This window comes from Bordetella bronchiseptica, from assembly GCF_900636925.1.
GTDB classification, from domain to species: domain Bacteria; phylum Pseudomonadota; class Gammaproteobacteria; order Burkholderiales; family Burkholderiaceae_B; genus Bordetella; species Bordetella pertussis.
This window is the reverse complement of record NZ_LR134326.1, coordinates 3,950,183-3,976,524: the sequence shown is the minus strand read 5'-3', so window position 1 is coordinate 3,976,524 and position 26,342 is coordinate 3,950,183. Positions and strand designations below refer to the sequence as shown.

Below are 26,342 nucleotides of genomic sequence, written 5' to 3'. Positions count from 1 at the left end.
GGGAAAGCGAAACGGGGCGCGCTACGGCGCGTCGCCGGGCGCGGCGACCGGCTCGAAGTCGTACAGGCCGGCGCCTTGCGCGTCGCCGATCACCAGGAACCGCGCGGGCGCGGCGCTGGCGCTGGTGACGCGGTGCGGCCGGCCGGCCAGCACCTGGAAGACCTGGGCCGGGCCGAGCACGACTTCCTGGCTGGGTTCGGTGGCGGCCACGCGCAAGGCGCCTTCGATCACGTAGAACGTGTCGATGACGGTGGTGTGCCGATGCCATGGCACTTCCTGGCCGTGCTCCAGGATCAGTTCCGTGATCTTGAAGCCCGGCCGTTCGCCGTAGCGTTGCCGGTTCCTGACCGGATACAGATGGGTGCCATCCGCGAGTTTGACCATTGCTGCTCCTGGGGTTGGGCGGCGCGGGCGCGCCGTGGTTCAGTTGGGCTTGATGCCCAGTTCGCCGATGAGCTGGCCGCGCTGGTCCAGTTCGTTGTCGATGCGCTGGCCCAGCACGGTGGGCGGTCCGCCCACCGGGGTGACGCCGCGCCCGGCCAGCTGCGCGCGTATCGCCGCGTCGCCCAGCACCTGGTCGATCTCCGACGACAGCTGCCGCACGATGGCCTCGGGCGTGCCGCGCGGCGCCAGCACGGCCTGGTAGGTGCCGCGTTCGGCGTTGGGGCGGCCCAGGGCTTCGGTCAGGGTCGGGACGTCCGGGATCAGCGGCGAGCGCGCTTCGGCGGCGACGGCCAGCGCCTTGACCCGCCCGCCCTTGACCATGGGCAGCGCGTCGCTGAAGGTGCCGAACAGGAACTCGACCTGGCCGCTCATCAGCGCCGTCATGGCCGGCGCGGTGCCGTTGTACGGAATGTCCACGGCGCTCAGGCCGGCATCGCGCACCAGCGCGGCGCCGGCCAGGTGCAGGATGCCGCCCTTGCCGGTGGTGGCGTAGTTCAGGCCGCGCTGCGCGCGCCGCGACTGCTCGACGAACTCGGCCAGGGTGCGCGCCGGCGAGGCGGCGTTGACCAGCAGGACCAGCGGTTCGGCGGCCACCAGCGAGACGGGTTCGAGATCGCGGCCCGCGCCGTAGGTGGGTTGCTTGAGCAGCAGCGAGGTGATGACGTTGCTGCTGGAGATGTACGCCAGCGTGTAGCCGTCGGGCGCGGCCTTGGCCACCGCCGCGCCGCCGATCGAGCCGCCGGCCCCGGGGCGGTTCTCGACGATGACGGGCTGGCCCAGGCGCTGGCCCAGGGCCTGCGCCAGCAGGCGCGCGTTGCCGTCGGTGGCCCCGCCCGGCGGCCATCCCACCACCAGCTTGATCGGTTGTTCGGGATAGGCGCCGGCCTGCGCGTCGTGCATGGCCAGCGCGGCGACGAATATCCCGGCGAGTATGGGCAACTTCAGCATGGACTTCCCCCTTGGTGTGCGGTGCGGTAGTGCAGTGCATCCTAGCGGGGGCGCGGCCGGCGATTGATGCCAATTCGGTCGGGATTCGGACCGATTCGGTATGAATCGCCCATCGGCCGCGCGCGGCGCGCCATGTAAGGTTTCCCCGTATGGATGCGGCCCGGCCCGGCCATGCATACTGCTGGATTGCGCCACGCGGGAGCGATTGCTGGGGAAGCTGGATGAATCTGCGGCATGTCCACTACTTCGTGACGCTGGCCGAAGAGTTGAACTTCACCCGGGCCGCGGCGCGCTGCCACATCGAGCAGGCGCCCCTGAGCCGCGCCATCAAGGCGCTGGAGCGCGAGCTGGGCCTGACGCTGCTGATACGCAATACGCGCAATGTCGAGCTCACGCCCGCCGGCCGCCTGTTCTGCGACTGCGCCAGGGTGGCGCTGGAAGAGCTGGAACTGGGCGCGCGGCGCGCCCGGCGCGCGCAGGAAGGGGCCATCGGCCAACTGACCATCGCGCACGTGGGCTCCACCGTCTACGAACTGCTGCCCAGCATCATCCGCGCGTTCAAGCGCGGCTATCCGCTGGTGGATCTGCGCATACGCCAGCTGACCACCCGCGAGCAGATTCCCGGGCTGATCGCCGGCGACATCGACGTCGGCTTCGTGCGCGTGGCGCCCGACAGCGGGCAGCTGGCGGCCGCGCGGCTGTACGCCGAACCGTTCGTGTGCGCGATTCCCGACTGGCATCCGCTGGCCGGGCGCGAATCGGTGGCGCTGGGCGAGCTGGCCTCATCGCCGTTCATCATGCTGATGCGCAGCCCGGCGCCCAGCCTGCACCAGCAGGTGCTGGACCTGTGCCGCAAGGCCGGCTTCGAACCGCGCATCGCCCAGGAAGTCGAGCAGATCGAAAGCACCGTCGGCCTGGTCGCCTCCGGCATCGGCGTGGCGCTGGTGCCGGCTTCGCTGCGCAAGCTGTCGATCCGCTCGGTGTGCTATGTGCCGCTGTGCGACGTGGCCGAGCAGGTCGAGGTGTGGGTGGCGTGGCCGCGCGAACAGGCCTCGCCGGTGGCGCAGGCGTTCCTGCAATGCGCGCGCGACACGCTGCCGGACCCGCGCGCCTGAGCCCCGCGGCGCGCCCTAGTCGATCAGCCGGTGCCGGATCGCGTACTGCACCAGTTCGGCGTTGCTGCCGACCTTCAGCTTCTGCAGGATGCGCTGGCGGTAGGTGCTGATGGTCTTGACGCTGACGATGAGCTGGGTGGCGATGTCCGTCAACCGCGTGCCTTGCACCATCAGCATCATGATCTGGTGCTCGCGCGGCGACAGCTTGTCGTGCAGGTCCTCGCCGCGCGCCATGGCCGACACCGCCTTGTCGGAGATCTCGGCCGGGAAGTAGCGCCCGCCCGAGGCGGCCTGGCGGATCGCCAGCGTCAGCGCCTTGTAGTCCATGTCCTTGGCGACATAGCCGCTGGCGCCGACCTCGAAGGCGCGCAGCGCGTATTGCTCGGCCGGATACATGCTCAGCACGATCACCGGCAGGCGCGGCCATTCGGCCCGGATCGACGGCAGCACGTCCAGGCCGCTGCGCCCGCGCAGGTTCACGTCCAGCAGCACCACGTCGTAGCTGTGGGCGCGCAGCAGGCGCAGGGCGTCCGAGGCATCGGCGGTCTCGCCCGTGACGCTGATGTCGTCTTCTTCGGCCAGCAGCCTTTTCAGGCCGTCGCGGAAGATGGTGTGGTCGTCGACGATCAGGACACGGATCATGGAGGCGGCTGCGACGGCGTTATTGCCCGCCGCGGGGAACGTTGAGGGAAGCAAGGATGCGGTTTTCCTTTTCGACGGACTCCTGCGCGAACTGGCGGTAGGCCGGTCCGTCCAGGTATTGCTGTTCCATATCATAGTTCGCCAGCGCGTCCTGGAACGGCTTTTGCGCCATGGCCTGCCTGAACCCGTCGTGCAGGCGCGCGATGACCTGCGGCGGCGTGCCCTTGGGCGCGGCCAGCCCCCAGGGCGAGGTCTGCACCATGTCGATGCCTACCTCGCGCAGCGTCGGCACGTCGGGAAAGCGCGGCACGCGTTTTTCGGTCCACACCACCAGCAGGCGCATCTTGCCGGAAGTGACGTAGGGCACCCACGACGAGGCGTCCGCCACCGACATGATGTGTCCGCCCATCAGGGCGGGCAGGGCCTCGGCCACGCCCTTGTAGGGGATGTTGCTGAGCTGGATGCCCAGGCTGGCCGAAATCTGCTCCATGGTCAGGTGCTGCGTGGTCAGGCTGCCCACCGTGCCGTAGGTCAGCTTGCCCGGGTTCTGGCGGGCGTAGGCGACGTAGTCGTCGAAGGTCTTGATGGGCGAGTCGGCCGCCACCACCAGGCCCCAGGTGAAGCCGGTCAGGCGGATGACGTAGTCCAGGTCGGTGACGGGGTTCCACTTGATGTTGGCGATGTAGGGCAGGCGGAACACGCTGTGCGCGATCAGCCCCACCGTGTAGCCGTCGGGCGCGGCGGTCTGCAGCTGGTAGGCCGGCATGACGCCGCCGGCGCCCAGCTTGTTCTCGACGATGATGGGCTGGCCGAAAATGTTCGAGGCGCTTTCGGCCAGCGCGCGCACCACGATGTCGGTCACGCCGCCGGCCGAGAAGCCCACCAGCACGCGGATCGGCTTGGCCGGAAAGGCATCGGCGGCGCGCGCGGCCGAAGGCAGGCCCAGCGCGGCCGCGCCGGCGGCCACGGTGGCGGCGCCGCCCAGTTTGATGAAGGAACGTCTTTGCACAGTAGGTCTCCCGTTACCCTGGTCCATGCCCCGCCGATTGACATGCAACGTAGGGGTCATTTAGTGTGCGGACAGTGTAAAGAGCGACAGGATGATTTATCTGTCAGATTTACCCGATTTATTTGTCATCGTTTTCTTACATTGCACCGACGTCCATGCATGATTTTCGCTGGCCCCTGGATCAGGATGATGCCAATTATCGCTTGCTGTTCGAGGGGTTGATCGAGCAGTCGGTGGCCGGCATCTATCTGCTGCAGAACGCCCACCTGGTGTATGTGAACGAGGCGTTCGCGCGCATGTGCGGCGTGCCGCGCGAGAAGCTGATCGGCCGGCCGCTGGCCAGGGTGGCGCCGCCGCAGCAGCGCGAGTCGCTGCTGCAGCAGTACGAGCGGCGCCTGACCGGCGGCGACAAGGATGCCACCTTCATGGTGCACGTCCAGCGGCCCGACGGGCAGCCGGTGGCGATCGAGATCCATGGCCGGCTGATCGACTTCCGCGGCCAGCCGGCCGTCATCGGCGTGGGCATCGACGCCACGCTGCGCCTGCGCCGGCAGGAGGAGCTGCAGCAGTCGCGGGCGGCGCTGTCCGAACTGGTCAGCCATATCGAGTCGGTGCGCGAGGCGGAGCGCCAGCGCATCGCCATGGAACTGCACGACGCGGTCGGCGGCATGCTGTCGGCGCTGAAGTTCGACATGTCGCGCCTGGCGCGCCATATCGACCGGACGCTGGGCGGGCCGGGCCAGGACGAGCGGCGCGCGCAGCTCGAAGGCGTGGTGGGCGAGTGCCTGGGCCTGGTGCAGGACACCATCGCCACGGTGCGGCAGATTTCCGAAGACCTGCATCCCAGCGCGCTGCCGCACCTGGGCCTGGCGGCGGCCATCGCCAACCACCTGCGGCAGTTCGAGGCGCGCTACGGGATCGCGTGCCGCTACGCCGGCGAGACCGGCGAACTGGGGCTGGACATGGAGGCCATGGGGCACCTGTACCGCATCTTCCAGGAAAGCATGACCAACGTGGCCAAGCACGCGCAGGCCAGCGAGGTACAGGTGCGGCTGGGCCGCGATGCGGCGACGCTGGTGCTGTCGGTGCGCGACAACGGCGTGGGGCTGTCGGGCGATGACCGGCGTCCGGGCGCCTACGGCCTGCTGGGCATGCGCGAGCGGGCGCGCCGCCTGGGCGGCACGCTGTCGGTCGGCGCGGCGCCCGAAGGGGGCACCGTGCTGACCGTGGAGATTCCCGCGCCGGGCGGCTAGCGGCCCTGGAAGCGCGCGTCGCGGCGCTCGATGAAGGACTGGATGCCTTCCTTGAAGTCCTCGGAGGCGAACACCTTGGCGCGGATTTCCGGAATGCAGGCGATGGCGGCCTGCTCGCCGCCTTCCAGGTACGCCAGCGCGGCCTGCTTGGTGGCGCGGATGCCCAGCGGCGCATTGCGGCAGATGCGCCGCGCCAGGTCGAGCGCGCGCTCGATATGCTGGCCGTAGGGCACCACCTCCTGCACGAAGCCCAGCTCCAGCGCCCGCTGGGCGCCGAACTCCTCGCACAGGAACAGGTGGTACATGGCGTTGCCCCAGCCGGTGCGGGTCAGGTAGCGGAAATGCGCGCCGCCCAGCGGCGCGATGCCGCGGCGCGATTCGAGCTGGCCGAAGCGCGCCGTGTCGGCCGCCACCACGATGTCGCACGCCAGCATGATCTCGATGCCGATGGTGAAAGTAATGCCCTGCACGACGGCGATGACCGGCTTGGTGGTGCGCCGCTTCAGGCCGAACGGGTCGACCCAGGCGTCCGGGCGCGGCTTGGCGGTGGCGTCGGGGCCGAAGAATTTCGGCATGTCCAGGCCGGCGGTGGTGTGCTCGCCGGCGGCGCACAGCACCGCCACCCACAGGCTGTCGTCTTCCTCGAAGGCGGTCAGGTGCCGGGCCAGCTGGTCCATCATCTCCGGCGAGAAGGCGTTCTTCTTGGCGGCGTTGTCGACCGTGATGATGCACAGCGGGCCGTCGCGCTCCAGGCGCACCTCGCCGGCTTGCTTGATTGCTTCCATGTCTGTCTCCGTGCGAGGCTCAGGATACGGCCTTGGCGCGCTTGATGGTGGAGTCCAGCCCGCGCTTGAGGTGGGCCTGGAATTCCTCGGTGACGTGCGAGAGCTGATGCACGTCGAAGTGGGCCTGGACGGCGGCGCGAAAGCCCTGCGCGTCCCAGGTGCGGTTCAGCGAGCGCTTGGTGAAGCGCAGGCCGTAGGGCGGGGCGGCGGCGATGGTGTTGGCCAGCTCCAGCGTGGCCTGCTCCAGTTCGGCCAGCGGCACCACGCGGTTGATCATGCCGATCTGCAGCGCCTCGGCGGCGGGCAGGCGCGCGCCGGTGAAGATCAGTTCCTTGGCCTTGCGCATGCCCATCACCCAGGGGTGGATCAGCACCTCCAGGCTGGCGGTGCCCATCGAGTGCGCTACCGGGTCCGAGAAGAAGGCGTTGTCGGCGCAGACGATCAGGTCGCACATGTTGGCGACCATGTAGCCGCCGGCGATGCAGGCGCCCTGGACCTGGGCGATGGTGGGCTTTTTCAGGTCGTGGATGCGCAGGCAGTATTCGAGGAAGTGTTCTTCCTCGTACTCCCAGCGTTCTTCCACGGTGGGGTTGGGGCGCTCGACGCGGGCCGATTTCAGGTCGTGGCCGGCCGAGAAGTGGTCGCCGACCGCGCCGATGATGAGCACGCGCACGGCGTCGTCGGCTTCGGCCGCGCGCACGGCGTCGTCCAGCTCGCGCAGCAGCGAGCGGCTCTGGGCGTTGCGCACTTCGGGGCGGTTCAGGTAGATGCGGCAGACCGGGCCGAGATGCTCGACGCGGATGAACTCATAAGACATGGCGATCTCCTACACTGCGGCCGGGTCGGCCGTCTCGATGAAATACGGGATGGTGAACGTGGCCAGGGCGTCGCGCACCTGTTGCGGCGCCAGGCCGGGTACGAGCAGGCGGATGCGCACGGCCGGGCCGTCGGCCAGCGCCAGCGCATAGCCGGTTTCGATGCCGGCGCCGCGCAGCGCCTTTTCGAAGCCGCGCAGCATGGCGTCTTCGCGCAGCCGATGCTTGAGGATCTTGCCCACCGGCGACTTGGGCAGCGCGGCCATGAGGTAGCAGTCCTTGGGCACGGCGGCGCGCTCGGCGATGTCCGGACGCACCTCGGCCAGCAGCCGGGCCGCGTCGAGGTCGGCGCCGTCGACCAGCTGCACATAGGCCACCGGCACTTCGCCGGCGTAGCCATCGGGGCGCGCCACCACGGCTGCCTCCAGTACCTGCGGATGGCGGTAGAACGCTTCCTCGACCGCCTTGGGGTCGATGTTGTGGCCGCCGCGGATGATCAGGTCCTTGGTGCGTCCGGCGATCCAGATGTAGCCATCGGCGTCGATGCGCGCGACATCGCCCGTATCCAGCCAGCCCGGCTCCAGGAATCCGCCTTGCGCGCCGGCCGCGTAGCCGTCGAACACGGTGGGGCCTTGCAGCGCCAGCACGCCGGTCTCGCCCGGCGCGCAGTCGCGCGGCGCGGCGCCCGGTTCCAGGCGCGCCACGCGCGCGCGGTGGTACGGGAACAGCAGGCCCACCGAGCCGGTCTTCACTGGTCCGCCGCGCGGATTCATCATGCAGACCGAGGTGGTCTCGGTCATGCCGTAGCCTTCGCGCACCGGCAGGCCGGTCAGCGCCAGGAAGCGCCGCGCCACGTTCTCGGACAAGGGAGCCGAACCCGACAGCACGCCCTTGACGCACGAGATGTCGTGGCCGCCGATGGGCATCTGCACCAGCTGATTCATGATGGTCGGCACGATGGTCAGGTAATTGACCTGGCAGGCCTGCACCACTTCCCAGATGCGCGCCAGCAGCTGCGGGTGCTTCCAGCCCACCGAGGTGGCCAGCACCAGCGTGCCGCCGCGCGCCAGCGTGGCCAGCGAGCCGGCGAACGCGCCCACCACGTGGTAGAGGGGCGTGGCCGACAGGCGGCTTTCGCCCTCGACGATGCCGGCCACCGCGGCGCTGAGCCAGGCGCTGACCACTTCGTTCCAGTGGCTGTGGCGCACCAGCTTGGGATCGCCGGTGGTGCCGCCGGTCGGAAACAGCGCGGCGAGGTCATGCGGCCCGATGGCGCGCGCGAAATCCAGCGCGTCGGCGCGGTAGCCGTCGATCACCGCGTCGTAGTCCAGGAAGCGCCGGCCGGCCGGCGCGGCGCCGGCGCGCGAGCCGCCCAGCCGCACGATGGTGCGCAGCTGCGGGCACAGTTCGGCCACGCGCAGGACCTTGTCCCAGATGTCGAGCTGCGCGTCGCCGCCGTAGGCCATCAGCATGCGGGCGTCCGCCGCGCGCACGATGGCGGCGATCGCCTCGGGTTCGAGCATCCAGTTGATCGGGTTGACGATGGCCGCGGCCTGGCCGCCCCACAGCGCGTACTGGCCCTGCGGCGTGTTCGGCAGCAGCAGGCTGACCACCTCGCGCGGGCCCACGCCCTCGGCGTGGATCAGGTTGGCGGTCTGGTGCACGCGTTCGAGCAGGCGGCCGAAATCGATGTCCTCGCGCTCGTGGCAGGCGGCCGGGTCGGGCAGGTAGCGGATGGCCGTGGCGCGCGGCGCCTGGCGGCAGCCGCGCGCCAGGAAGGCGTAGGTGCTGTCCGGCAGCCCGCGTTCGTGCAGCGGCACGGCTTCGAACTGCCGGATGCGCTCGGCCGTGGACAGGTCGGCGCGGACCCAGTATCGGGGTATCTCCATATGCTCTTCGGGGCGGTGCGCGGGCTTCAGGCGGCCAGCGCGCAAGGGGTTGTCAGGCAGTCGGCGGGCACGAACAGCCGCCGCAGGCGCATTTCGGTCTCGGGAAACAGGTGCTCGAAGTAGAAACGCGCCGTGGCCAGCTTTTCGGCCCGCAAGGGGTCGTCCTCCGGCAACCGGGTCAGCGCGGTTTGCGCGGCCCGGCTCCAGAAGTAGCCGTATACCAGATGTCCGACCAGGCGCAGGAAGTCGGTGGACGAGGCGCCCACCTGGGCGGGGTCGCGCGCGGCCAGTTCGGCCAGGCGCGGTACGGCGTCGGCCACCTGGCCGGCCAGCTCGCGCAGCGGCTGGCCGAAGCGCGCGCCGCCTTCGACGGCGCTCACCGCGGCGGCCTGCGCCTGCGCCATCGCCAGCAGCTGGCTCAGGCGCGCGCCCTGGTCGGCCAGCACCTTGCGCGCCAGCAGGTCGTGCGCCTGCACGCCGTTGGTGCCTTCGTAGATGGGCAGGATGCGCACGTCGCGCAGGGTCTGCTCGATGCCGGATTCGACGATATAGCCGCTGCCGCCGTGGACCTGCACCGCCAGGTTCACCGACTCCACCGCGTTGTCGGACACGAAGGCCTTGGCCACCGGGGTGAGCAGGCTGAGCAGGCCGCCGGCGCGGTCGCGCTCGGCCGGGTCGGCGGCGTGCAGCTCGGTGTCGATCTGCAGCGCCAGCCAGTAGAGGAACATGCGGGCGCCCTGCGCCCAGGCCTGCTGGGTCAGCAGCATGCGGCGCACGTCGGGCTGCAGGATGATGGGGTCGGCGCGCGTGATGGCCTTCTCGTGGCCGGGCGCGCGCGATTGCAGGCGTTCGGCGGCATAGGCCAGCGATTTCTGCAGGGCCGTCTCGGTCAGGCCCAGCGCCTGCGCGCCGGTGCCCAGGCGCGCCGAGTTCATCATGACGAACATGGCGGCCAGGCCCTTGTTGGGTTCGCCCACCAGGTAGCCGCGGGCGTTCTCGAAGCGCAGCACGCAGGTGGCGTTGGCGTGCAGGCCCAGCTTGTGTTCGATGGCGTCGCAATAGACGCCGTTGCGCTCGCCGGGCTCGCCCTGCGCGTCGGGCAGGCGCTTGGGCACCACGAACAGCGAAATCCCGCGCGTGCCGGCCGGGGCGTCGGGCAGGCGGGCCAGCACCATGTGCACGATGTTGGAGGCCAGGTCGTGCTCGCCCGAGGAGATGAACATCTTGCTGCCGCTGATGCGGTAGGCGCCGTCGCCGTCCGGTTCGGCCCGGGTGCGCAGCAGCCCCAGGTCGGTGCCGGCCTGCGATTCGGTCAGGCACATGGTGCCGGTCCATTCGCCGCTGGCCAGCCGGGGCGCGTAGATCGCCTGCAGCGCCGCGCTGGCGTTGGCGCGGATGCAGCGGTAGGCGCCCTCGGACAGGCGCGGGTAGAGCGCGAACGAGATGTTGGTCGCGCCCAGCATTTCGCCGACGATGGCCGAGGCGACGGTCGGCAGGCCCTGGCCGCCATGGTCTGGGCTGGCGCACAGGCCCGACCAGCCGCCTTCGGCATAGGCGCGATAGGCCTCGACGAAACCGGCGGGAGTGCGCACTTCGTGGCCTTCCAGGCGGCAGCCGGCGCGGTCGCCGCTGGCGTTCAGCGGAGCCAGCACGCCGTGGCACAGGCGGTCCGCGCCCTCGATGACCTGGTCCAGCGTCTCGCGGTCGATGGCCATGGGGGCCGCGCGCCTGGCCAGTTCGCCTTCGATGTCCAGCACGTCGTAGAGCGCAAACTGCATATCGCGCTGAGGCGCCGTGTATAGCCCGTCTTTCATGTCGTCCTGCCGCTCCTATCTATGATGAATGGCAGTGTGCATCAGGCATTGCCGTGAGGTAATGTCAGAATTTGACTATGTATCTGTCAGATAAATCTGAATAGTGACGGGGTGTCCATGGACGAGGGTATCGCCGCCGCGGCGCGCGCGCTGGCCCTGGGCGATGCGCTGGCGGCGCTGAACCAGGTGGCCTTGCGCGACGACGCGCCGGCGCTGGCCCTGCGCGGCATCGCGCTGGCGCAGCTGGGCGATTTCGACCGGGCGCGCGCGCTGGTGCGCCGCGCCGCGCGCGCCTTCGGGCCGGGCAATGCCGTGGCCCGGGCGCGCTGCGCGCTGGCCGAAGGCGAGATCGCGCTGGCCGCGCGCGACCTGGCCTGGCCCGGCGCCGCGCTGCGGGCCGCGCAACGCACGCTGGCCGCGCATGGCGACTGGCGCAACGCGGCCTACGCGCAGTACCTGGAGGTGCGGCGCCTGCTGCTGGTGGGCGAGCTGGAACGGGCGGCCGAGTGGCTCGAGCGCCTGGAGCGCCCCTTCCTGCCGCACGACCTGCGCGCCATCCACGACTTGCTGGCCGCCGGCCTGGCGATGCGCCAGTTGCGGGCGGGGGCGGCGCGGGCGGCGCTGGCGCGCGCGGCCCAGGCCGCCCGCCATGCCGCCATTGCGCCGCTGGCCGCCGAAGTCGCGCGGGCGGCCAGCCTGCTGGATGCGCCGGTGGCGCAGGTGCGGTCGCGCGGCGGCGAGCGGCCGGCGCGCCTGGACGAGGTCGAGGCCTTGCTGGCCGGGCCGGTGCTGGTGGTCGACGCCTGCCGTTATGTGGTGTGCGCGGGCGCCGCGCGGGCCGTGCTGTCCCGCCGTCCGGTGCTGTTCGCGCTGGCGCGGGCGCTGGCCGAGGCGTGGCCGGGCGAGGTGGCCCGCGAGGCCTTGATCGACCAGGTGTTCCGCACGCGCGTGCCGGACGAGTCGCACCGCGCGCGCCTGCGGGTGGAAATCGGGCGCCTGCGCGCGGCGCTGCGCGGCATGGCGGCGCCGCGGGCCACCGGCCGCGGCTATGTGCTGGCGCCGGACGGGGCGCGCCAGGTGGCGGTGCTGGCGCAACCGGTGCAAACGCCGCATGCGGCGGTGCTGGCCTTGCTGGCCGACGGGCAGGCGTGGTCGAGTTCGGCGCTGGCTCTGGCGCTCGATGCCAGCCAGCGCTCGGTGCAGCGGGCCCTGCAGGCGCTGGCCGCGGCCGGACGCGCGCAGGCCCTGGGGCGGGGGCGCACGCGCCGCTGGGTGGCCGCGCCAGCCGCGGCATTCGCGACAAACTTGTTGCTGTGCACCGCCTTGCCGGCGTTCTAGCATGAGGCCGTATCCAACTTTCTCCGGAGCCAGCCATGAAGCGATCCCCCGCCCATATCGTCCGCGAATACGGCCCGTTCGCGGGCGTCGAACAGGTGCACGGCCTGACCTATGACGGGCGCCACGTCTGGTTCGCCGTCGGCGACAGCCTGGCCGCGCTGGAGCCGGAAAGCGGCGAGGTGGCGCGCCGCATCGATGTGCCGGCGCAGGCCGGCACCGCCTTCGACGGCCGGCACCTGTTCCAGATCGCCGGCGACGTGATCCAGAAGATCGACCCGGCCAGCGGGCGCGTGCTGGGCACCATCGCGGCGCCGCCGGGCGGCTGCAACTCGGGCCTGGCCTGGGCCGAGGGCATGCTGTGGGTGGGGCAGTACCAGCCGCGCCAGATCCTGCAGCTCGATCCGGCCACCGGCGCCATCCTGCGCACGCTGCAATCGGACCGCTATGTCACCGGCGTGACCTGGGTGGACGCGCAGCTGTGGCATGGCACCTGGGAAGATGGAACGGCCGACCTGCGGCGCGTCGACCCCGCCACCGGCGAGGTCCTGCAGGTGCTGGAGATGCCCGCCGGCGCGGGGCTGTCGGGATTGGAGTCCGACGGCGCGCAGCGCTTTTTCTGCGGCGGCGGCGATCGCGCCGTGGTGCGCGTGGTGCGCCGGCCGGCCGCCGAATAGCGCCGCAGGCGCGGCGCGCCTAGCGCGAGCGGGCGCGCGCGGTCTTGCGCGGCGTGGCGCGGGCGGTGTCGCGCGCCGCGGGTGCGGCGTTGGCGGTGAGTTGCTCCAGCCAGCCCAGCGCGTCGACGTACGACAGGAACTGCTGCAGGTAGCCGGGCGAAAGCCCTTGCATCAGCGCCAGCGAACGGTGCGCCAGATGGCTGGAGTTCAGCGGGCCGGCATTCTCGGGCACCAACTGCTCCGACTGGCGCAGTTGCCGGTCGGTGCTCAGGCGGGTCCAGGCCTGGCGGAACTCGTCGAGCAGAGGCAGTTCCGGATAGGCGGGCCGCGCCGGCGCGGCCGCCGCGATCTGCGCGCACAGCTGGCCTAGCGGGCCGGGCGCGCGTGCCGGGTCCGGCCCGGCCGGCGGCGCGGCCGCCGCGGTCTCGGGGCAGGCGGCCATCAGGCCGGCCAGGCGTTCGTCCAGCAGCTGGCGCGCCTGGCCCTCGTGGCCGGCGGCGCGGCGCGCCAGCGCCTGCAGGTAATGAAAGCGCAGCGGGTCGGCCTGCTCGCCGCCGCGCTCGCGCCAGGCGTCGAGCCGGGCCTGGGCCTGGCGCGCGGCGTCGTCAGTCACGGGCTGGCACCTTGTCGGCCGATTGGCGTGGGATGGGGGCGATCTCGACGCGCCGGTTCTGCGCCCGGCCGGTCTCGTCGGCGTTCGAGGCCACCGGCTGCTCGGCGCCGAACGCGGCGGCGAAGACCGAGGCGGCCGGGATGCCGGCGTCGATCAGCGCGCGCGTGACGGTCAGGGCGCGTTGCGCGGACAGCTCCCAGTTGTCGGCGTAGCGGCGATTGCCCTGGTGCACCTGCTGGTCGTCCGTGAAGCCGCTGACCATCAGGATTTCGTCGTGGGCGCGCAGATAGGCCGACAGCGGCGCGACCAGGCTGGCCAATATTTCGCGGCCCTCGGGTTGCAGCTGGTCGGAGTTCAGGGCGAACAGCACGTTGCCGCTGATGCCGATCCGGCCGTCGACCAGCGTCACGCGGCCGGCGGCCAGCGGCGCGGCCAGGGCCTGCTCGAGCGCCTCGCGGCGCTGCGTTTCGGCCTGGCGCTGCTCGACTTCCGCCTCCAGCCGGGTGGACAGTTCGATCTGCATGCCGACCACGCCCACCAGGATCAGCACGAAGGCGCCCAGCAGTACCGACATCAGATCGCCGAACACCGCCCAGGTGGGCACGGCGGCGTCGGGGCCGGCGTCGAGATGCTCGTTCATGGCGTTTCGGCGGCTTCGGCGCCGGCCGGCTCGGGCTGCTGCGCCAGGCGCTGCAGGTCTTCGAGGATCTGCTTCTGCGACAGGACGCTGAGGTCGACCACTTCGCGCGCCTGCGCCACGTAGTAGGCCAGTTGCTCATCGCTGCGCGCCAGCGATTTGTCCAGCGCCGTTTCGATGCGGCCCAGCTGCTCGGCCAGCCTGTCGTTGGCGGCGCCGAACACCTGCGCCGCGGCGCCGAAGGCCTCGCCCAGGCTGGCCACGTCGGCCGCGCTGGCGGTGGCCTGCGCGCTGGCCGCTTCGAGCCGGCCGGCGCCGCTTTCTATGCTGTCGGCAAAGCGCGCGCCCACGCGTTCGAGCAGGTCGGCCGACGAAGCCACCAGGGCGTCGATCGCCTCGCGCTGCTCGCTGGAGGCGTGATTGACCGCGCCCAGCAGCGTCTCGACCGTCGCCAGCAGGCGGCTGCGCTCTTCCAGCATGGCGTTGTCGCGTTCCATGCTGTCGACCAGTTTCTGGCGCAATTCGGCCACCACGTCGGCCGCGGCGCGCGGCGCCTGCGCGGCCGCTTCGAGCAGCTGGCCGATCTCGGCGACGGTGCGGGTGGCGTGTTCGCGCGACTGCGAGGAAATGTCCTGGGCGGTCTGCGCCAGCGTGGCGCAGATTTCGCGCTGCTGCTCGGCCGTCTGTGCGCCGGTTTCCTGCCAGGCGGTGCGCAACTGCGCCGCCATGGCTTCCAGCGCGTGGGTCCAGGCGCTTTCGCGCTGCGCGTCGCGCGCGGCCAGCTCGGCCTGCAGTTGCGTTTGCGATTGTTCCACCGCGTGCAGCAGCTCGGCCGTGTGGCGCGCGAAGGCGCCGGCCGCCTCGGCCACGGTCTGGCCTTGCTGGCTGGCCAGCGCCGCGGCCGCCTGCTCCTGCCGCGTCACGGCGTCGCGCCAGCCGTCGCGCACCTCGTCGGTGGCGCCTTGCAGGCGCGCCGCCACGGTGTCGAGCAGGGCGGCCGAGCGCTGCTCGAAATGCGCCGCCAGTTGCTGCTGCGCGCTGCGCAGCGATTCGGCCAGCGATTCGCTGGCCTGCTGGTGCCGCGCCAGGGCGTCGTTCCAGATGCCGGCCACGCCGGCGGTGCTGGCTTCGAAGCGGCCCGACAGTTCGGCCAATTGCTGTTGCACGGCCTGCCCGATGGTTTCGCGCCAGGCGGCCGTCTCGCTGGCCAGGCCGGCCAGCGTTGCCTGCACGGCGGGCTGGATGGCCGCGCCGGCGGCCTGGGCGCTGGCGGCGACGCTGTCGTTGAGGGTCTGCCGCACCGACGCCGCCAGGCCGGTATAGGCTTGGGCGGCTTTCTCGTGGAAGGCGTCCTGGCCGGCGGCCAGCCGCTCGGCCATCGCCTGGCTGTGCTGGCCGAGCGCGTCGGCCACGGTCCGGCCCTGCTGGTCCAGCCTGGCGGCCAGTTCGCGCGTTTCGCCCGCCAGGGTGCTGGCCAGCGATTCGCCCTGTTGCGTCAGGGCGGTGGCCAGCGACGCGTTCTGTCCGGTGAGGGTGGCGGCCAGCGTGTCGCCCTGGCGCGCCAGGCCGTCGGACAGCGCCGCGCCTTGCTGCGTCAGCGTGGCGGCCAGCGACTCGCCCTGTTGCGTGAGGGTCTGCGCGAGCGTGCTGCTTTGCCGCGCCACGGTATCCGAGAGCGTATCGCTTTGCCGGGTCAGGCTGGCGGCCAGCGTCTGGCTGTGCTCGCCCAGGCTGGCGCCCAGGCGCCGGCTTTGCTCGTCCAGGCTGCTGGCCAGGGTCTGGCTCTGGCGGTCCAGGCGTTCGGCCAGGGTGTCGCTTTGCCGCGTCAGGGTGTCGGCCAGGGTCTGGCTCTGGCGGGTCAGGGCGTCGGTCAGCTGGCGGCTTTGCTGGGCCAGGCCGTCGTTGACCGCCTGGCTGTGCTGCGCCATGGCGGCCAGCATGGCCTGCAGGCGATCGACCAGGGCCGGCATGCCCTCGGCCTGGCGTTGCAGCAGCTGGAAGCTGGCTTCGCGCTGGTGGGCCAGCGAATGCGGGCGCAAGGTGGAGGCAATGCGCGCGTCCAGCGCCTGGCCGGCCTGGATGCGTTCGCGCCGGCACAGCGCCGACAGCAGCCCCAGCATGGCCGAGGCGGCCACGCCCGCCACCGAGGTGCCGAAGGCGAAGCCCAGGCCCTTGACCGGCGCGGCCAGCGAGGCGCGGATGGCTTGCAGGTCGGTGGCGCTTTCCAGCGCGATGCCGGTGCCGCGCAGCGTGGCCACCATGCCCAGGAAGGTGCCGAGCATGCCCAGCAGCACCAGCAGGCCCACCAGGTAGGGCGTCAGCGCGGGGCCGGGCAGGGCGACCCGCTCGCCGGCGATGCGCAGCCGCGTGGCATTGCGCAGGCTGGGATGCAGCGGCGCCAGCCAGGCCGCCAGGTCGGCGGGCGGCTCGGTGGTGGCGGCCAGCGCATGGTCCAGGGTGGCGGTGGCGCGCTGATAGCGGTAGAGCTCGAGCGCGCCGGCCAGGTAGATGATGCCCACCAGGGCGGTGATGGCCAGGCCCAGGGGGTTGGAGCCGACATAACCGGCGCCGATCCAGCAGACGGCGCCCAGGCCAGCCAGGAAGACGGCAATGTTGATGAGGGTTCTGATCATGGGTTTCTGGTTAGCTGGCGCGAAGGGCTGCCAGCAGCCCTTCGACCGGTTGTAGACGAATATCGAGCTCGGCCAGCAGCACGCTGCGCATGTCGCGGCCGAACGTGGCCAGCCATGCGCCAGGCTGCGGCGGCGCCGCGTCGCCGGCCTCTTGCGGTCCGGCCAGCGCGGCCTGGCGCAGGCGCTCGAAGTGGCGTTCCAGCAGCGTCGGCACGGCGGCCAGCAGCGTGCGTTCGCGCGCGCCCAGCGAGCGTTCCATGATGGCGTCGACCACCGCCAGGCGCGTGTGCGCCGGCGCGCGGGCGGCCAGCGCGGCGCGCAGGCGGCCGCGCAGGACGGCAATGGTGTTTTCCATCGTCTGCTGCAAGGCCTGGTAGCGCTGCCGATACTCGGTGTATTCGACGTCCTCGTCGCGCGGCGCGGGCCGGGCCGGCGCGCGCGCGCGGTTGCGCGCGGCCGCGTTCCTGCCCTTGCCGGCAATGGCCTCGATCAGCGTGGCGCGCACGCGCTCGCATTCCTGGGCTTCGGCGCTGCCGTCGGCGGACTGGCCGCGCGGCACGGCCGGCGGTTCGCCGTTGAGCGCCGCCGATAGCGCGATGGCGTCGGTCCAGCCGAGCCAGTGGCTCAGCCGGTCCGCGAGGGACTGTCGGGATTCCGGAGCATCGACCTCGGTCAGGCGCGTAAGCAGGCGTACGAGCGTCGGACCGCTGAAACCGGTTCGCTGTGGCACTTGCACCATACCGGCAGAGTCAAAAACCGTGCAGTTTACACGCGGGGCGGGCGGTCTTCTAGCGAAACGGCCTGGCGGCGGCGTCCATGCGGGCGCAGGGTGAAGTGATTTGATACAAAGCGACGGCGCTTTGCGCTTTCGCCGAACTCCGGTCGGGGCCGGCCGTCCGGCGGTCCGGCCCCGTCCGCAGCAAGTGGCTTGCCTGGCCCGGCCCGTGGAATCGATGCTTGCGCCGCGCGGCGCGGCGGACCTACGCTGGCGGTAGTGCCTGGTTTTCCCGCCGCGCGGGGCCCTGGGAAGGCGCGCCGCGCATCTACACGACGAGGTCCGAAATGCGATTCATGGTACTGGTCAAGGCCGACCGCAACAGCGAAGCCGGCGTCATGCCCGAAGAACGGATGCTGGCCGAAATGGGCAAGTTCAACGAAGCGCTGGTGCAGGCCGGCGTCATGCAGGCCGGCGAAGGCCTGCACCCCAGCTCGCGCGGCGCGCGCGTGCATTTCTCGGGCAAGGACCGCAAGGTCGAGCATGGGCCGTTCGACACGCCCGGCCTGATCGCCGGCTTCTGGCTGTGGCAGTGCGCCTCGCTCGAGGAGGCGATCGATTGGGTCAAGCGCTGCCCCAATCCCATGCTGGGAGACTCCGAAATCGAGATCCGCCAGATCTTCGAGGCCGAGGATTTCGGCGCGGCGTTCACGCCCGAGCTGCGCGAACAGGAAGCGCGTTTGCGCCAGCAGATCGAAGCGGAAGCGCGCAAGCCGTAGGTGCGGGGGGCCTGGCGGTCCTGCTGCAGGCGTGCTTGGATCATGACATAATGACGTCATGATGTCTGAATCGAACCATGCCCCGCTCTATGCCCGGGTCGAGGCCGTGCTGGCCGAGGCGATCGCCGCGGGCGAACTGCCGCCGGGCAGCCAGTTGCCCGCCGAAGACGGCCTGATCGCGCGCTTCCAGGTCAGCCGCACCACGGTGCGCAAGGCCATCCAGAACCTGGCCGAGCGCGGGCTGGTCGAGATCCGGCGCGGCAAGGGCACCTTCGTGGCGCAGCCGAGGGTGGTGCAGGAGCTCACCGAGCTCACCGGTTTCGTGGAGGACATGCAGGCCTTGGGCCGCGTGCCCTCGGCGCGCCTGCTGGACGCCGAGATCGTGGCCGCCGGCCAGGCCGTGGCGCGCCAGCTGGCGGTGGCGCCGGGCACGCAGGTCATGCGCATCCGGCGCGTGCGCCTGGCCGATGGCGTGGCCATGTCGCTGGACGAAACCTATCTGCCGCGCGAAATCGGCGAACAGGTCGTCACGCACGACCTGGAGGCCGAGCCCATCTTCGCGCTGCTGGAACAGAAATACGACTTGCCGCTGGTCGAGGCCGAATACCGGCTCGAGGCCGCCATCGCCACGCCCGAAGTGGCGCGGGCCCTGGCGGTGCCGCCCGGCAGCCCGGTCTTCCTGATCGAGCGCACCTCGTATTGCGCGGGCCCCCGGCCCATCGACTACGAAAAGCTGTACTACCGCGGCGACCTGATCCGCTTCGTGACGCGGCTGGCGCGGCGCGCGCGGCCCGTGCCGGCATGACCGTGGCCGGCCTGTGGCTGTTCGCCATGGCGCTGGGTGCCAGCGCGCTGGGCGGCATGCTGGGCATGGCCAGCGGCATCTTCATCGTGCCCCTGCTGGTGCTGTGGGGCATCGACGTGCACGCCGCCATCGCGGCCAGCATTGTTTCGGTGATTGCCTGTTCGTGCGGCAGCGCGGCGGCCTTCCTGCAAAGCGGGTTGACGCACGTGCGGCTGGCGGTGGTGCTGGAGACGGCCACCACGCTGGGCGCGCTGACCGGCGTCTTCCTGGTGGGGGCGGTGCCGGTGGCGGCGCTGTATGCGCTGTTCGCCGTGGTGCTGGTGGTATCCGCCTGGCAGATGCTGGCGCGCCGGCGCGACCCGGCGCGCGCGAGCGGTGCGCCGGCGTGCCGCTGGGCCGGCGCCTTGCGGCTGCATGGCCGCTACCGTGATCCCGCCGCCGGCCGGCACCGGCGCTACCGCGTGCAGCGCCTGCCGCTGGGCATGTCGCTGATGTACGGGGCCGGCGTGCTGTCGGCGCTGCTGGGCATCGGCAGCGGCGTGCTCAAGATCCCGGCGATGGACAGCGCGCTGCGCCTGCCCCTGAAAGTGTCGTCGGCGACCTCCAATTTCATGATCGGAGTGACCGCGGCGGCCAGCGCCGCGGTGTATTTCGCGCGCGGCGAGATCGATCCGGCGGTCGCCGGACCGGTGGCGCTGGGCTCGGTCGCCGGCTCGGTGCTGGGCGCGCGCATCCTGATGCGCGTGTCCGGCGAACGGCTGCGCCTGCTGTTCGTGGCGGTGCTGGCGCTGCTCGCGGTGCAGATGCTGCTGATGGCGCTGGGCGTGCAATGGCCCGGAGGCGGCCGATGAGCGCGCGCGCCGGAGCGGGGCTGGAGATCCGCCTGGCCGTGCTGTTGCGCGCCGGCACCTGGGCGGCCTGCCTGATCATCGCGGCGGGCCTGCTGCTGGGCATGATCGACGCGCCGGCCGGCGCGCGCGTGGTGAACGCGGGGATCGTGCTGTTCATCGCGCTGCCGGCGGCGCGCCTGCTGGCCATGCTGGCGGCCTTCGCGCGCCAGCGCGACTGGCGCTATGCGCTGATCGTGGCGCTGGTGCTGGCCATCATGGCGGCGGGCCTGGCGCTGGGCTTGCGCGCGGGCTAGCTAGGGCTTGACCATCGAGCGGGGCAGGTTGATGAGGAAGTCGGCCAGGCCCTTGGCGCCTTGCGCCAGGCTGATGTGGCGCATCATCATCCGGTGCGCGCGCTCGGGGTCGTGGTCGAGGATGGCTTGGACCAGCTCGCCGTGCTGCTCGTACGAGGCGCGCACCCGGCCGACCGCGATGAAGGCGTGGCGCAGATAGGCGCCGGTGCGCGCGCGCAGCGCCAGCAATTGCTCGCGCAGGTAAGGGTTGCGGCAGCCGTGGTACAGCACTTCATGGAAGCGGTGGTTGGCCTCGCGCCAGGCCTGCGCGTCGTCGGCCTGCGCCACCGGCGCGGCCTCGCGATGCACGCGGGCCAGCTCGGACCGCTCCTCGGCCGTCATGCGCTGGCACGCCATGCGGGTGCACACGCCTTCCATCTCCGCCATCAGCTCCCAGATCGCCAACAGTTCCTGCACGTCCATGCGCGCCACCACCGCGCCGCCGCGCGGCTGGCTGTCGAGGATGCCCTGGACCTTGAGCTGCAGCAGCGCTTCGCGCACCGGGGTGCGCGAAACCTGGTGGCGGGCGGCCAGTTCCTGTTCGTCGATGGCATCGCCCGGCAGCAGGACGCCGTTGCGGATATCGGCTTCGAGCGCCTGCCGGATGCGGTCGCTGACCTTCATGGCATAGGGACAAACGTGGCTTGCATGAAATTATTCGGTGGTCTATAAATATATTTATACTCTGATTAAATAATACATCAAGGGGTGTTTGGGTATGCAGGATCAACCACTGGCGCCGTCCGACCCGGCCGTTGCGCCGCCCGATGAAGCCGCCGTGCGCGCCCTGTTGGCGAGCCAGGGCATCGCCGCCAGCGAGCGCGAGGCGCGCGCGGTGGCCAGGGCGTTGGCGCGGCTGGCGGGCGCCGCGCCGGGAGGCTCGGCATGACCCCGGCCGGCTTGCCCGACAGCATTGCCGGCCTGCGCGCGCAACTGGCGGCTGGCGCGCTGGACGTGGCGCAGGCGCTGGCGCTGCAGCGCCAGGCCTGCGAGGCCGATGGCTGGCATTGCGTGGTGGCGCTGCCCGACGACGCGGGCGAGCCGCCGCCGGCATCCCTGCCGCTGGCCGGCGTGGGGCTGGCCCATAAAGATATCTTCGTGCTGCCCGGCCGCGTGCCCGAGTGCGGCGCGCGCCATCCCTGGCCGGATGCGCCGGTGCGGGCGGCCACGGTGATCCGCCGCCTGGCCGCCGCCGGCAGCCGGCCCCTGGCGGCGCTGGCCATGGCCGAACACGCCAGCGGCGCCACCGGCGAGAACCCGCGCTATCCCTTGCCGCGCAATCCGCTCGACGCGGACGCGGCGGTGGGCGGCTCGTCCAGCGGCTCGGCCGTGGCGGTGGCCGCGGGCCTTTGCTATGGCTCGCTGGGCACGGACACGGCGGGGTCGGTGCGCATTCCGGCCGCCACCTGCGGCGTGGTGGGCCTGATGCCGACGCGCGGCCTGCTGCCCGGCGACGGCGTGGCGCCGCTGGCCGGCGAACTGGATACGGTGGGCGTGCTGGCGCGTTGCGCCGACGACGCGCAGGCGGTGCTGCACGCCGCGCTCGACGCCGCGCAGGCGGCCGCGCTGGACGCGTCGGCCACGCCGGCCATGGAGCGGTGGCGCATCGCCACGTGCTGGATCCATCCCGACCCCGCGGTGCGCCTGGACCCGGCCGTGCATGCCGCGCTGGAGGACTACGCCACCGAGTGCAGCGCGCGCGGCCGGCGCCGCGAGGCGCGCCTGGCGGCCTTGCCGCAATGGATACGCCTGGCGCAGACGCTGCTGTATGCGGGCAGCGCCGCCGCGCATGCGCAGGCCCTGCGCGGGCAGGCGCCGGCGCTGGGCGCGCTGGCGCGCAACCTGGCGCTGACCGGCGCGGCCATGCCGCCAGCCTGGGCGCATGCCGCCCTGGCGCAACGCCGCGCGCAGGTCGACGCCTTCGTGGCCGAGGCGCTGGCCGACAGCGACGTGCTGCTGACGCCCGCCTTGCCCGGGCCGGTGCCCGACTGGTCGCAGGTGCTCACCAGCTCGCCCGGTTTCGAGGCGCGGCGCCTGCTGGACCTGTTCTGCTGGCTGTCGTTCGTCAATTACCTGGGCCTGCCGGCGATCGTGTTCCCGGTCGGCCGCGACGCGGCGGGGCGGCCGATCAGCGTGCAGGCCATCGCGCGCCCCGGCGGCGAGGCCATGTTGCTGGCGCTGGCGCGCCAGGCCGGGCATAGCCGTTTCGGCGGCCGGGGCTTCGCGCAGCAGCCCGGCCTTCCCCTTGCCCGTTCCCGAGAGCGAGTCTGACCATGCCCCAGCTATCCGCATCGCCGGCACTGCAGCGCTTCCGCGTCCTGGACCTGTCGCGCGTGCGGGCCGGCCCGACCTGTGTGCGCATGCTGGCCGATTTCGGCGCGGACGTGATCCGGATCGAACCGCCGCCGGGCGTCGATCCCAACGAGGCGATGTTCGCCGCCGACCGCTGGAGCGGCGATTTCCAGAACCTGAACCGCAACAAGCGGTCGCTGACGCTCAACCTGAAAAAGCCCGAGGCGATGGCGGTGCTCAGGCGCCTGGTGGCCGGCGCCGACGTGGTGGTGGAGAACTGGCGCCCGGACGTGAAAGCGCGCCTGGGCGTGGATTATGAATCGCTGCGCGCCATCAACCCGCGCATCATCCTGGCCAGCATTTCCGGCTTCGGGCAAAGCGGCCCGTATGCCGGCCGGCCCGGCTTCGACCAGATCGCGCAGGGCATGGGCGGCCTGATGTCGGTGACCGGGCTGCCCGGCCAGGGGCCGGTGCGCGCCGGGCTGGCGGTGGCCGATTCCAGCACCGGCCTGTACGCCGCCATCGGCATCCTGACCGCGCTGCTCGAACGCGAGCAGTCCGGGCAGGGGCAATGGGTGCATGCCTCGCTGCTGCATGCGCAGATCGCCATGATGGATTTCCAGGCGGCGCGCTACCTGAACGACGGCGACGTGCCCGCGCAGGAAGGCAACGACCATCCCACCAGCAGCCCCATGGGGCTGTTCGCCGCCAGCGACGGCATGTTCAACCTGGGCGCCTCGGGCGAAGGCAACTGGAAGCGCTTCTGCCAGGTGCTGGGGCAGACCGGGTGGCTGGCCGATCCGCGCTTCCAGACCGAGAAGCTGCGGGTGCGCAACCGGCGCGATCTCAACGCCCTGATCGGCGAGGTGTTCGCCGGCGGCACCGTGGCGCATTGGGTCGGCCTGCTCAACGAGGCCGGCGTGCCGGCCGGGCCGGTCTACACGGTGCCGCAGATGTTCGACGACGCGCAGGTGCGCCACCTGGACGTGGCGCGCCGCTGCCAAGCCTGGCAGGGCGGCGAGCGCGTGATGATCACGCAGCCGGTGACGCTGGCGCGCACGCCGGCCGACATCGCCCGCACCGCGCCGGGCTGGGGCGAGCACACCGACGAAGTGCTGCGCGAAGCCGGCTACGGCGAAGACGAAATCGACAAGCTGCGCGCGGCAGGCGCGGTCTGAACCACCAAGGAACCCGATCCATGAGCACGGACACCCATCCTCCCGGCCGCCTGGCCATCGACGACGCCGACGGGCTGCTGCGCGTGCGCATCGTCAACCCGGCGCGCTACAACGCCATGTCGCTGTCCATGTGGGAAGCGCTGGGCCAGGCGGTGCGCGACGCGCAGGGCCGCGACGATCTGCGCGCCATCGTGCTCGAAGGCGAGGGCGAGCGCGCCTTCGTGTCCGGCGCCGATATTTCCGAGTTCGCCTCGCAGCGCAAGGATCCCGCGCAGATCGCGCGCTATGACCGCGCGGTGACGCAGGCGCAGCAGGCCCTGTCCGAGAGCGCCGTGCCCACCATCGCGCTGGTGCGCGGCATCTGCATGGGCGGCGGCATGGGCCTGGCGCTGGCCTGCGACCTGCGCTATTGCAACGAGAGCGCGCGCTTTCGCATGCCGGCCGCGCGGCTCGGCCTGGGCTACGCGCTCGACGGCGTCAAGCGCATGTGCGACATGCTGGGGGCGGCGCGCGCCGCCGACCTGTTTCTTACCGCCCGCACCTTCGACGGCGCCGAGGCCGGCCGCATCGGCCTGGCGCATGAAGTGTTCGCCGACGCCGACTTCACGCAGGCGGCGGCCGAGCGCGTGGCGGCGGTGGCGGGCAACGCGCCGCTGACGCTGCGCGCGGCGCGGCTGGCCCTGCGCCACCTGCTGGGCGGCGCGCATGCGCCGTCGGCCGACAGCGTGGACCAGGCCGTGCGGACCTGCTTCGACAGCGAGGATTACCAGGAAGGCCAGGCGGCCTTCCGCGAAAAGCGCCCACCGGTTTTCAAGGGGAGGTAGGCCCGCGCCGAACTCCCGCCATCGAACGGCCGCCCGCAGTCTGCTTTGGCCACCATGCAGCAAGCACAAGGGGAATCGCATGAAAACGCTCCATCGGACGGCCCTGGCTGTCCTGTTTTCCGGGTATGCCGCGGTCGCCGCGGCGCAGTCCGCGCAGCCGCCGGCCGCGCCGCAGAAACAAGTGCTGACCATCGGCTATGTGAAGGTGGGCCATCTGTCGCCCATGATCTTTGTCTCCGAGCCGCTCAAGGCCTGCAACGTGGAGGTCAAGCCGGTCGAGTTCGTGCGCTATGCCGACGCGCGCACCGCGCTGCTGTCGGGCTCGATCGACGTGTCCGGCATCGGCCCGGCCGACCTGGCCATCGCGCTGGCGCAGGGCAGCGACAAGATCGTCGGCCTGGCCGGCGTGGCGTCATCGCCCAAGTACCTGGTCACGCGCAAGGGCGTGAAGATGGACGACTGGAAAGACCTGGCGGGCAAGCGCGTGGGCATCGCGCCGGGCTCGGCGGTGTGGTTCCAGTGGGCCGCCACCCTGGCCGAGAAGGGCATTCCGTACAACAGCTTCACGGCCGTCAACATCCAGGGCGGCGGCACCGCGTTCGTGCAGGCGCTGCAGCGCGGCGACGTCGACGCGGTGGCGCTGTGGGAGCCGTTCGAATCGCAGCTGGTGGCCGACGGCACCGCGTTCTTCGCCAAGAACCTGGAATACAGCCAGTCCAAGGCGGTGGGCGCCGAGCTTGGCCTGCTGGCGGCCACGCGCGAGGCGCTGCAGACCAAGCGCGAGGCGGTCAAGTGCTTCCTGTGGGCCTACCAGCGCGCCGAGAAGCAGCTCGAACAGGATCCCGAGGCGTTCGCCCAGGCCTATTCCAAGTACACCAACCTGCCGCTGTCGGTGACGCGCGAGTCGGTCAAGCTGATCAAGCTGGGCGGCGTGCTCGATCTCGACCAGTTGCGGCGCCAGGCCAAGACCTTCAACGAGCTGGGCGTCATCCCCAAGGATGTCAGCGGCCAGATCGACAAGGTCTGGGACCCGACGCTGGCCCGGGAAGTCAGGTAAGCACGTGGCGCGCCGGTGCGCCGGCGCCAAGGAGATGGCGGTGAGTTCTTCCATATTGAAGCGTCCCGCGGCTCCCGCGCCAGCGGCGCCGGCCGGCGCGCCGGCCGGGCGGGCCCTGCGGCGTCTCGGGCTGGGGTTGGCCGTGCCCGTGCTGATTCTCGTGGTGTGGCAATTGGTGGGGCAGTCGGCCGCGATGGCCGGCGTGGTGCCCACGCCGGTGCAGGTGGCGCGCGCCTGGTATGCGTGGATCTTCGGCGATCCGGGCATGGGGCTCAATCCCTACCAGGGTACCTGGGTCAGCAACGTGCAGTATTCCACCATGCGCGTGGCGCAGGGCTTCGCGCTGGCCATGGCCACGGGCATACCGCTGGGCCTGGCCATCGGCTGGAGCCGCCTGACCTCGCAGCTGCTGGACCCGCTCATCCAGGGGCTGCGGCCGATTCCCATCACGGCCTGGCTGCCGTTCTCGATCGCGCTGTTCGGCATCCGCGACATGGGCTCGATCTTCCTGATCTTCCTGGGCGGTTTCTACGCCATCGTGGTCAACACCACGCAGGGTGCGCGCGACGTGGACCGCAACCTGGTGCGCGCGGCCAGCATGATGGGCGCCTCGTCGGGCCAGTTGATGCGCCGCGTGGTGCTGCCGGCGGCGATGCCGTCGATCTTCACCGGCTTGCGCATCGGCCTGGGCATTTCCTGGACGGCGGTGATCGTCTCGGAAATGGTGGCGGTCAAGTCGGGCCTGGGCTATGTGCTGTGGGACGCCTATTACGTGGGCCGCATGGACATCGTGCTGGCCGACATGGTGTCCATCGGCATGATGGGCTTTCTGAGCGACCGGCTCATCGTTGCCATCGAGCACCGCGTCCTGGCTTGGCGCATGCTGCAAAACCACTGAGG

At 71.4% G+C, this 26,342-nt stretch carries 27 protein-coding genes; 14 read left to right on the top strand and 13 right to left on the bottom strand.

Annotation, left to right across the window (positions count from 1 at the left end; translation table 11 throughout):
- Window positions 1-21: 21 nt before the first annotated feature.
- Both EL288_RS18620 and EL288_RS18615 read right to left on the bottom strand, forming a co-directional pair.
- Entirely contained in the window at window positions 22-384 is a 363-nt protein-coding gene (locus EL288_RS18620) for a cupin domain-containing protein (protein ID WP_033459274.1), read from the bottom strand.
- 39 nt (window positions 385-423) lie between these two features.
- The gene (locus EL288_RS18615; protein WP_033449445.1) at window positions 424-1,392 is read right to left on the bottom strand and encodes a Bug family tripartite tricarboxylate transporter substrate binding protein; all 969 of its coding nucleotides are present in this window, start codon (window positions 1,390-1,392) and stop codon (window positions 424-426) included.
- 221 nt (window positions 1,393-1,613) lie between these two features.
- Here EL288_RS18615 and EL288_RS18610 point away from each other — a divergent pair, with 221 nt between their 5' ends.
- On the top strand, window positions 1,614-2,507 hold the full coding sequence (locus tag EL288_RS18610) for a LysR family transcriptional regulator (RefSeq protein WP_003808916.1): 894 nt from the start codon (window positions 1,614-1,616) through the stop codon (window positions 2,505-2,507).
- A 15-nt stretch (window positions 2,508-2,522) separates the two neighbouring features.
- On the opposite strand, the gene EL288_RS18605 is transcribed toward EL288_RS18610, so the two are convergent.
- Together EL288_RS18605 and EL288_RS18600 are read right to left on the bottom strand one after the other, a co-directional pair.
- The gene (locus tag EL288_RS18605; protein WP_003808918.1) at window positions 2,523-3,149 is read right to left on the bottom strand and encodes a response regulator; all 627 of its coding nucleotides are present in this window, start codon (window positions 3,147-3,149) and stop codon (window positions 2,523-2,525) included.
- Between the two features lie 19 nt (window positions 3,150-3,168).
- The gene (locus EL288_RS18600; protein ID WP_003808920.1) at window positions 3,169-4,158 is read right to left on the bottom strand and encodes a tripartite tricarboxylate transporter substrate binding protein; all 990 of its coding nucleotides are present in this window, start codon (window positions 4,156-4,158) and stop codon (window positions 3,169-3,171) included.
- Between the two features lie 155 nt (window positions 4,159-4,313).
- On the opposite strand from EL288_RS18600, the gene EL288_RS18595 reads away from it, so the two are divergent.
- Window positions 4,314-5,411 (top strand): PAS domain-containing sensor histidine kinase, encoded by a 1,098-nt coding sequence (locus EL288_RS18595; RefSeq protein ID WP_003808922.1) that lies wholly within the window; start codon window positions 4,314-4,316, stop codon window positions 5,409-5,411.
- Here the strand turns inward: EL288_RS18595 and EL288_RS18590 are convergent.
- Genes EL288_RS18590 through EL288_RS18575 form a run of 4 tightly spaced genes read right to left on the bottom strand, consistent with a single transcriptional unit; the run spans window position 5,408 to window position 10,714 of the window.
- The gene (locus EL288_RS18590) at window positions 5,408-6,196 is read right to left on the bottom strand and encodes a crotonase/enoyl-CoA hydratase family protein (protein ID WP_010926045.1); all 789 of its coding nucleotides are present in this window, start codon (window positions 6,194-6,196) and stop codon (window positions 5,408-5,410) included. The genes EL288_RS18595 and EL288_RS18590 overlap by 4 nt on opposite strands.
- 19 nt (window positions 6,197-6,215) lie before the next feature.
- On the bottom strand, window positions 6,216-7,013 hold the full coding sequence (locus EL288_RS18585) for an enoyl-CoA hydratase (RefSeq protein ID WP_003808929.1): 798 nt from the start codon (window positions 7,011-7,013) through the stop codon (window positions 6,216-6,218).
- A gap of 9 nt (window positions 7,014-7,022) precedes the next feature.
- The gene (locus EL288_RS18580) at window positions 7,023-8,900 is read right to left on the bottom strand and encodes an acyl-CoA synthetase (RefSeq protein ID WP_010926046.1); all 1,878 of its coding nucleotides are present in this window, start codon (window positions 8,898-8,900) and stop codon (window positions 7,023-7,025) included.
- Between the two features lie 26 nt (window positions 8,901-8,926).
- Window positions 8,927-10,714: an acyl-CoA dehydrogenase C-terminal domain-containing protein gene (locus EL288_RS18575; RefSeq protein WP_003808932.1), complete on the bottom strand. Its 1,788-nt coding sequence runs from the start codon at window positions 10,712-10,714 to the stop codon at window positions 8,927-8,929.
- 117 nt (window positions 10,715-10,831) lie between these two features.
- Here EL288_RS18575 and EL288_RS18570 point away from each other — a divergent pair, with 117 nt between their 5' ends.
- Window positions 10,832-12,052 (top strand): helix-turn-helix domain-containing protein, encoded by a 1,221-nt coding sequence (locus tag EL288_RS18570; RefSeq protein WP_003808934.1) that lies wholly within the window; start codon window positions 10,832-10,834, stop codon window positions 12,050-12,052.
- 35 nt (window positions 12,053-12,087) lie between these two features.
- A complete protein-coding gene (locus EL288_RS18565; protein ID WP_010926048.1) occupies window positions 12,088-12,726 on the top strand; it encodes a Vgb family protein in 639 nt (212 codons plus the stop codon).
- 19 nt (window positions 12,727-12,745) lie between these two features.
- Here EL288_RS18565 and EL288_RS18560 read toward each other — a convergent pair whose 3' ends face one another.
- The 4 genes from EL288_RS18560 to EL288_RS18545 are packed head-to-tail and all read right to left on the bottom strand — an operon-like array spanning window position 12,746 to window position 17,348.
- Window positions 12,746-13,339, bottom strand: a complete 594-nt coding sequence (locus tag EL288_RS18560; RefSeq protein ID WP_003808938.1) for a DUF2894 domain-containing protein — start codon at window positions 13,337-13,339, stop codon at window positions 12,746-12,748.
- Complete coding sequence (locus tag EL288_RS18555; protein ID WP_003808940.1) at window positions 13,332-13,979, bottom strand: OmpA family protein; 648 nt, start codon at window positions 13,977-13,979, stop codon at window positions 13,332-13,334. The genes EL288_RS18560 and EL288_RS18555 overlap by 8 nt, the downstream gene beginning before the upstream one ends.
- A complete protein-coding gene (locus EL288_RS18550) occupies window positions 13,976-16,609 on the bottom strand; it encodes a DUF802 domain-containing protein (protein WP_003808942.1) in 2,634 nt (877 codons plus the stop codon). The genes EL288_RS18555 and EL288_RS18550 overlap by 4 nt, the downstream gene beginning before the upstream one ends.
- Before the next feature lie 10 nt (window positions 16,610-16,619).
- Window positions 16,620-17,348: a DUF3348 domain-containing protein gene (locus EL288_RS18545; RefSeq protein WP_003808944.1), complete on the bottom strand. Its 729-nt coding sequence runs from the start codon at window positions 17,346-17,348 to the stop codon at window positions 16,620-16,622.
- Window positions 17,349-17,671: 323 nt separating this feature from the next.
- On the opposite strand from EL288_RS18545, the gene EL288_RS18540 reads away from it, so the two are divergent.
- Genes EL288_RS18540 through EL288_RS18525 form a run of 4 tightly spaced genes read left to right on the top strand, consistent with a single transcriptional unit; the run spans window position 17,672 to window position 20,052 of the window.
- The gene (locus tag EL288_RS18540) at window positions 17,672-18,103 is read left to right on the top strand and encodes a YciI family protein (RefSeq protein WP_003808947.1); all 432 of its coding nucleotides are present in this window, start codon (window positions 17,672-17,674) and stop codon (window positions 18,101-18,103) included.
- A 58-nt stretch (window positions 18,104-18,161) separates the two neighbouring features.
- Entirely contained in the window at window positions 18,162-18,908 is a 747-nt protein-coding gene (locus EL288_RS18535; protein ID WP_010927760.1) for a GntR family transcriptional regulator, read from the top strand.
- A complete protein-coding gene (locus EL288_RS18530) occupies window positions 18,905-19,759 on the top strand; it encodes a sulfite exporter TauE/SafE family protein (protein WP_003808951.1) in 855 nt (284 codons plus the stop codon). The genes EL288_RS18535 and EL288_RS18530 overlap by 4 nt, the downstream gene beginning before the upstream one ends.
- On the top strand, window positions 19,756-20,052 hold the full coding sequence (locus EL288_RS18525; RefSeq protein WP_003808952.1) for a DUF1634 domain-containing protein: 297 nt from the start codon (window positions 19,756-19,758) through the stop codon (window positions 20,050-20,052). The genes EL288_RS18530 and EL288_RS18525 overlap by 4 nt, the downstream gene beginning before the upstream one ends.
- On the opposite strand, the gene EL288_RS18520 is transcribed toward EL288_RS18525, so the two are convergent.
- Window positions 20,053-20,715 (bottom strand): GntR family transcriptional regulator, encoded by a 663-nt coding sequence (locus tag EL288_RS18520; RefSeq protein WP_003808957.1) that lies wholly within the window; start codon window positions 20,713-20,715, stop codon window positions 20,053-20,055.
- A 94-nt stretch (window positions 20,716-20,809) separates the two neighbouring features.
- Between EL288_RS18520 and EL288_RS24360 the strand changes: the two genes are divergently transcribed.
- From EL288_RS24360 to EL288_RS18495, 6 genes are all read left to right on the top strand, one after another.
- Complete coding sequence (locus EL288_RS24360) at window positions 20,810-20,980, top strand: hypothetical protein (protein ID WP_019249309.1); 171 nt, start codon at window positions 20,810-20,812, stop codon at window positions 20,978-20,980.
- Complete coding sequence (locus EL288_RS18515; protein ID WP_010926055.1) at window positions 20,977-22,362, top strand: amidase; 1,386 nt, start codon at window positions 20,977-20,979, stop codon at window positions 22,360-22,362. The genes EL288_RS24360 and EL288_RS18515 overlap by 4 nt, the downstream gene beginning before the upstream one ends.
- Before the next feature lie 2 nt (window positions 22,363-22,364).
- Window positions 22,365-23,561, top strand: a complete 1,197-nt coding sequence (locus EL288_RS18510; protein WP_003808961.1) for a CaiB/BaiF CoA transferase family protein — start codon at window positions 22,365-22,367, stop codon at window positions 23,559-23,561.
- Window positions 23,562-23,581: 20 nt separating this feature from the next.
- Window positions 23,582-24,385, top strand: a complete 804-nt coding sequence (locus tag EL288_RS18505) for an enoyl-CoA hydratase (protein ID WP_003808963.1) — start codon at window positions 23,582-23,584, stop codon at window positions 24,383-24,385.
- Between the two features lie 79 nt (window positions 24,386-24,464).
- On the top strand, window positions 24,465-25,442 hold the full coding sequence (locus EL288_RS18500; RefSeq protein ID WP_003808964.1) for an ABC transporter substrate-binding protein: 978 nt from the start codon (window positions 24,465-24,467) through the stop codon (window positions 25,440-25,442).
- Window positions 25,443-25,482: 40 nt separating this feature from the next.
- The gene (locus tag EL288_RS18495) at window positions 25,483-26,340 is read left to right on the top strand and encodes an ABC transporter permease (protein ID WP_003808967.1); all 858 of its coding nucleotides are present in this window, start codon (window positions 25,483-25,485) and stop codon (window positions 26,338-26,340) included.
- The last annotated feature ends 2 nt before the right edge of the window (window positions 26,341-26,342 follow it).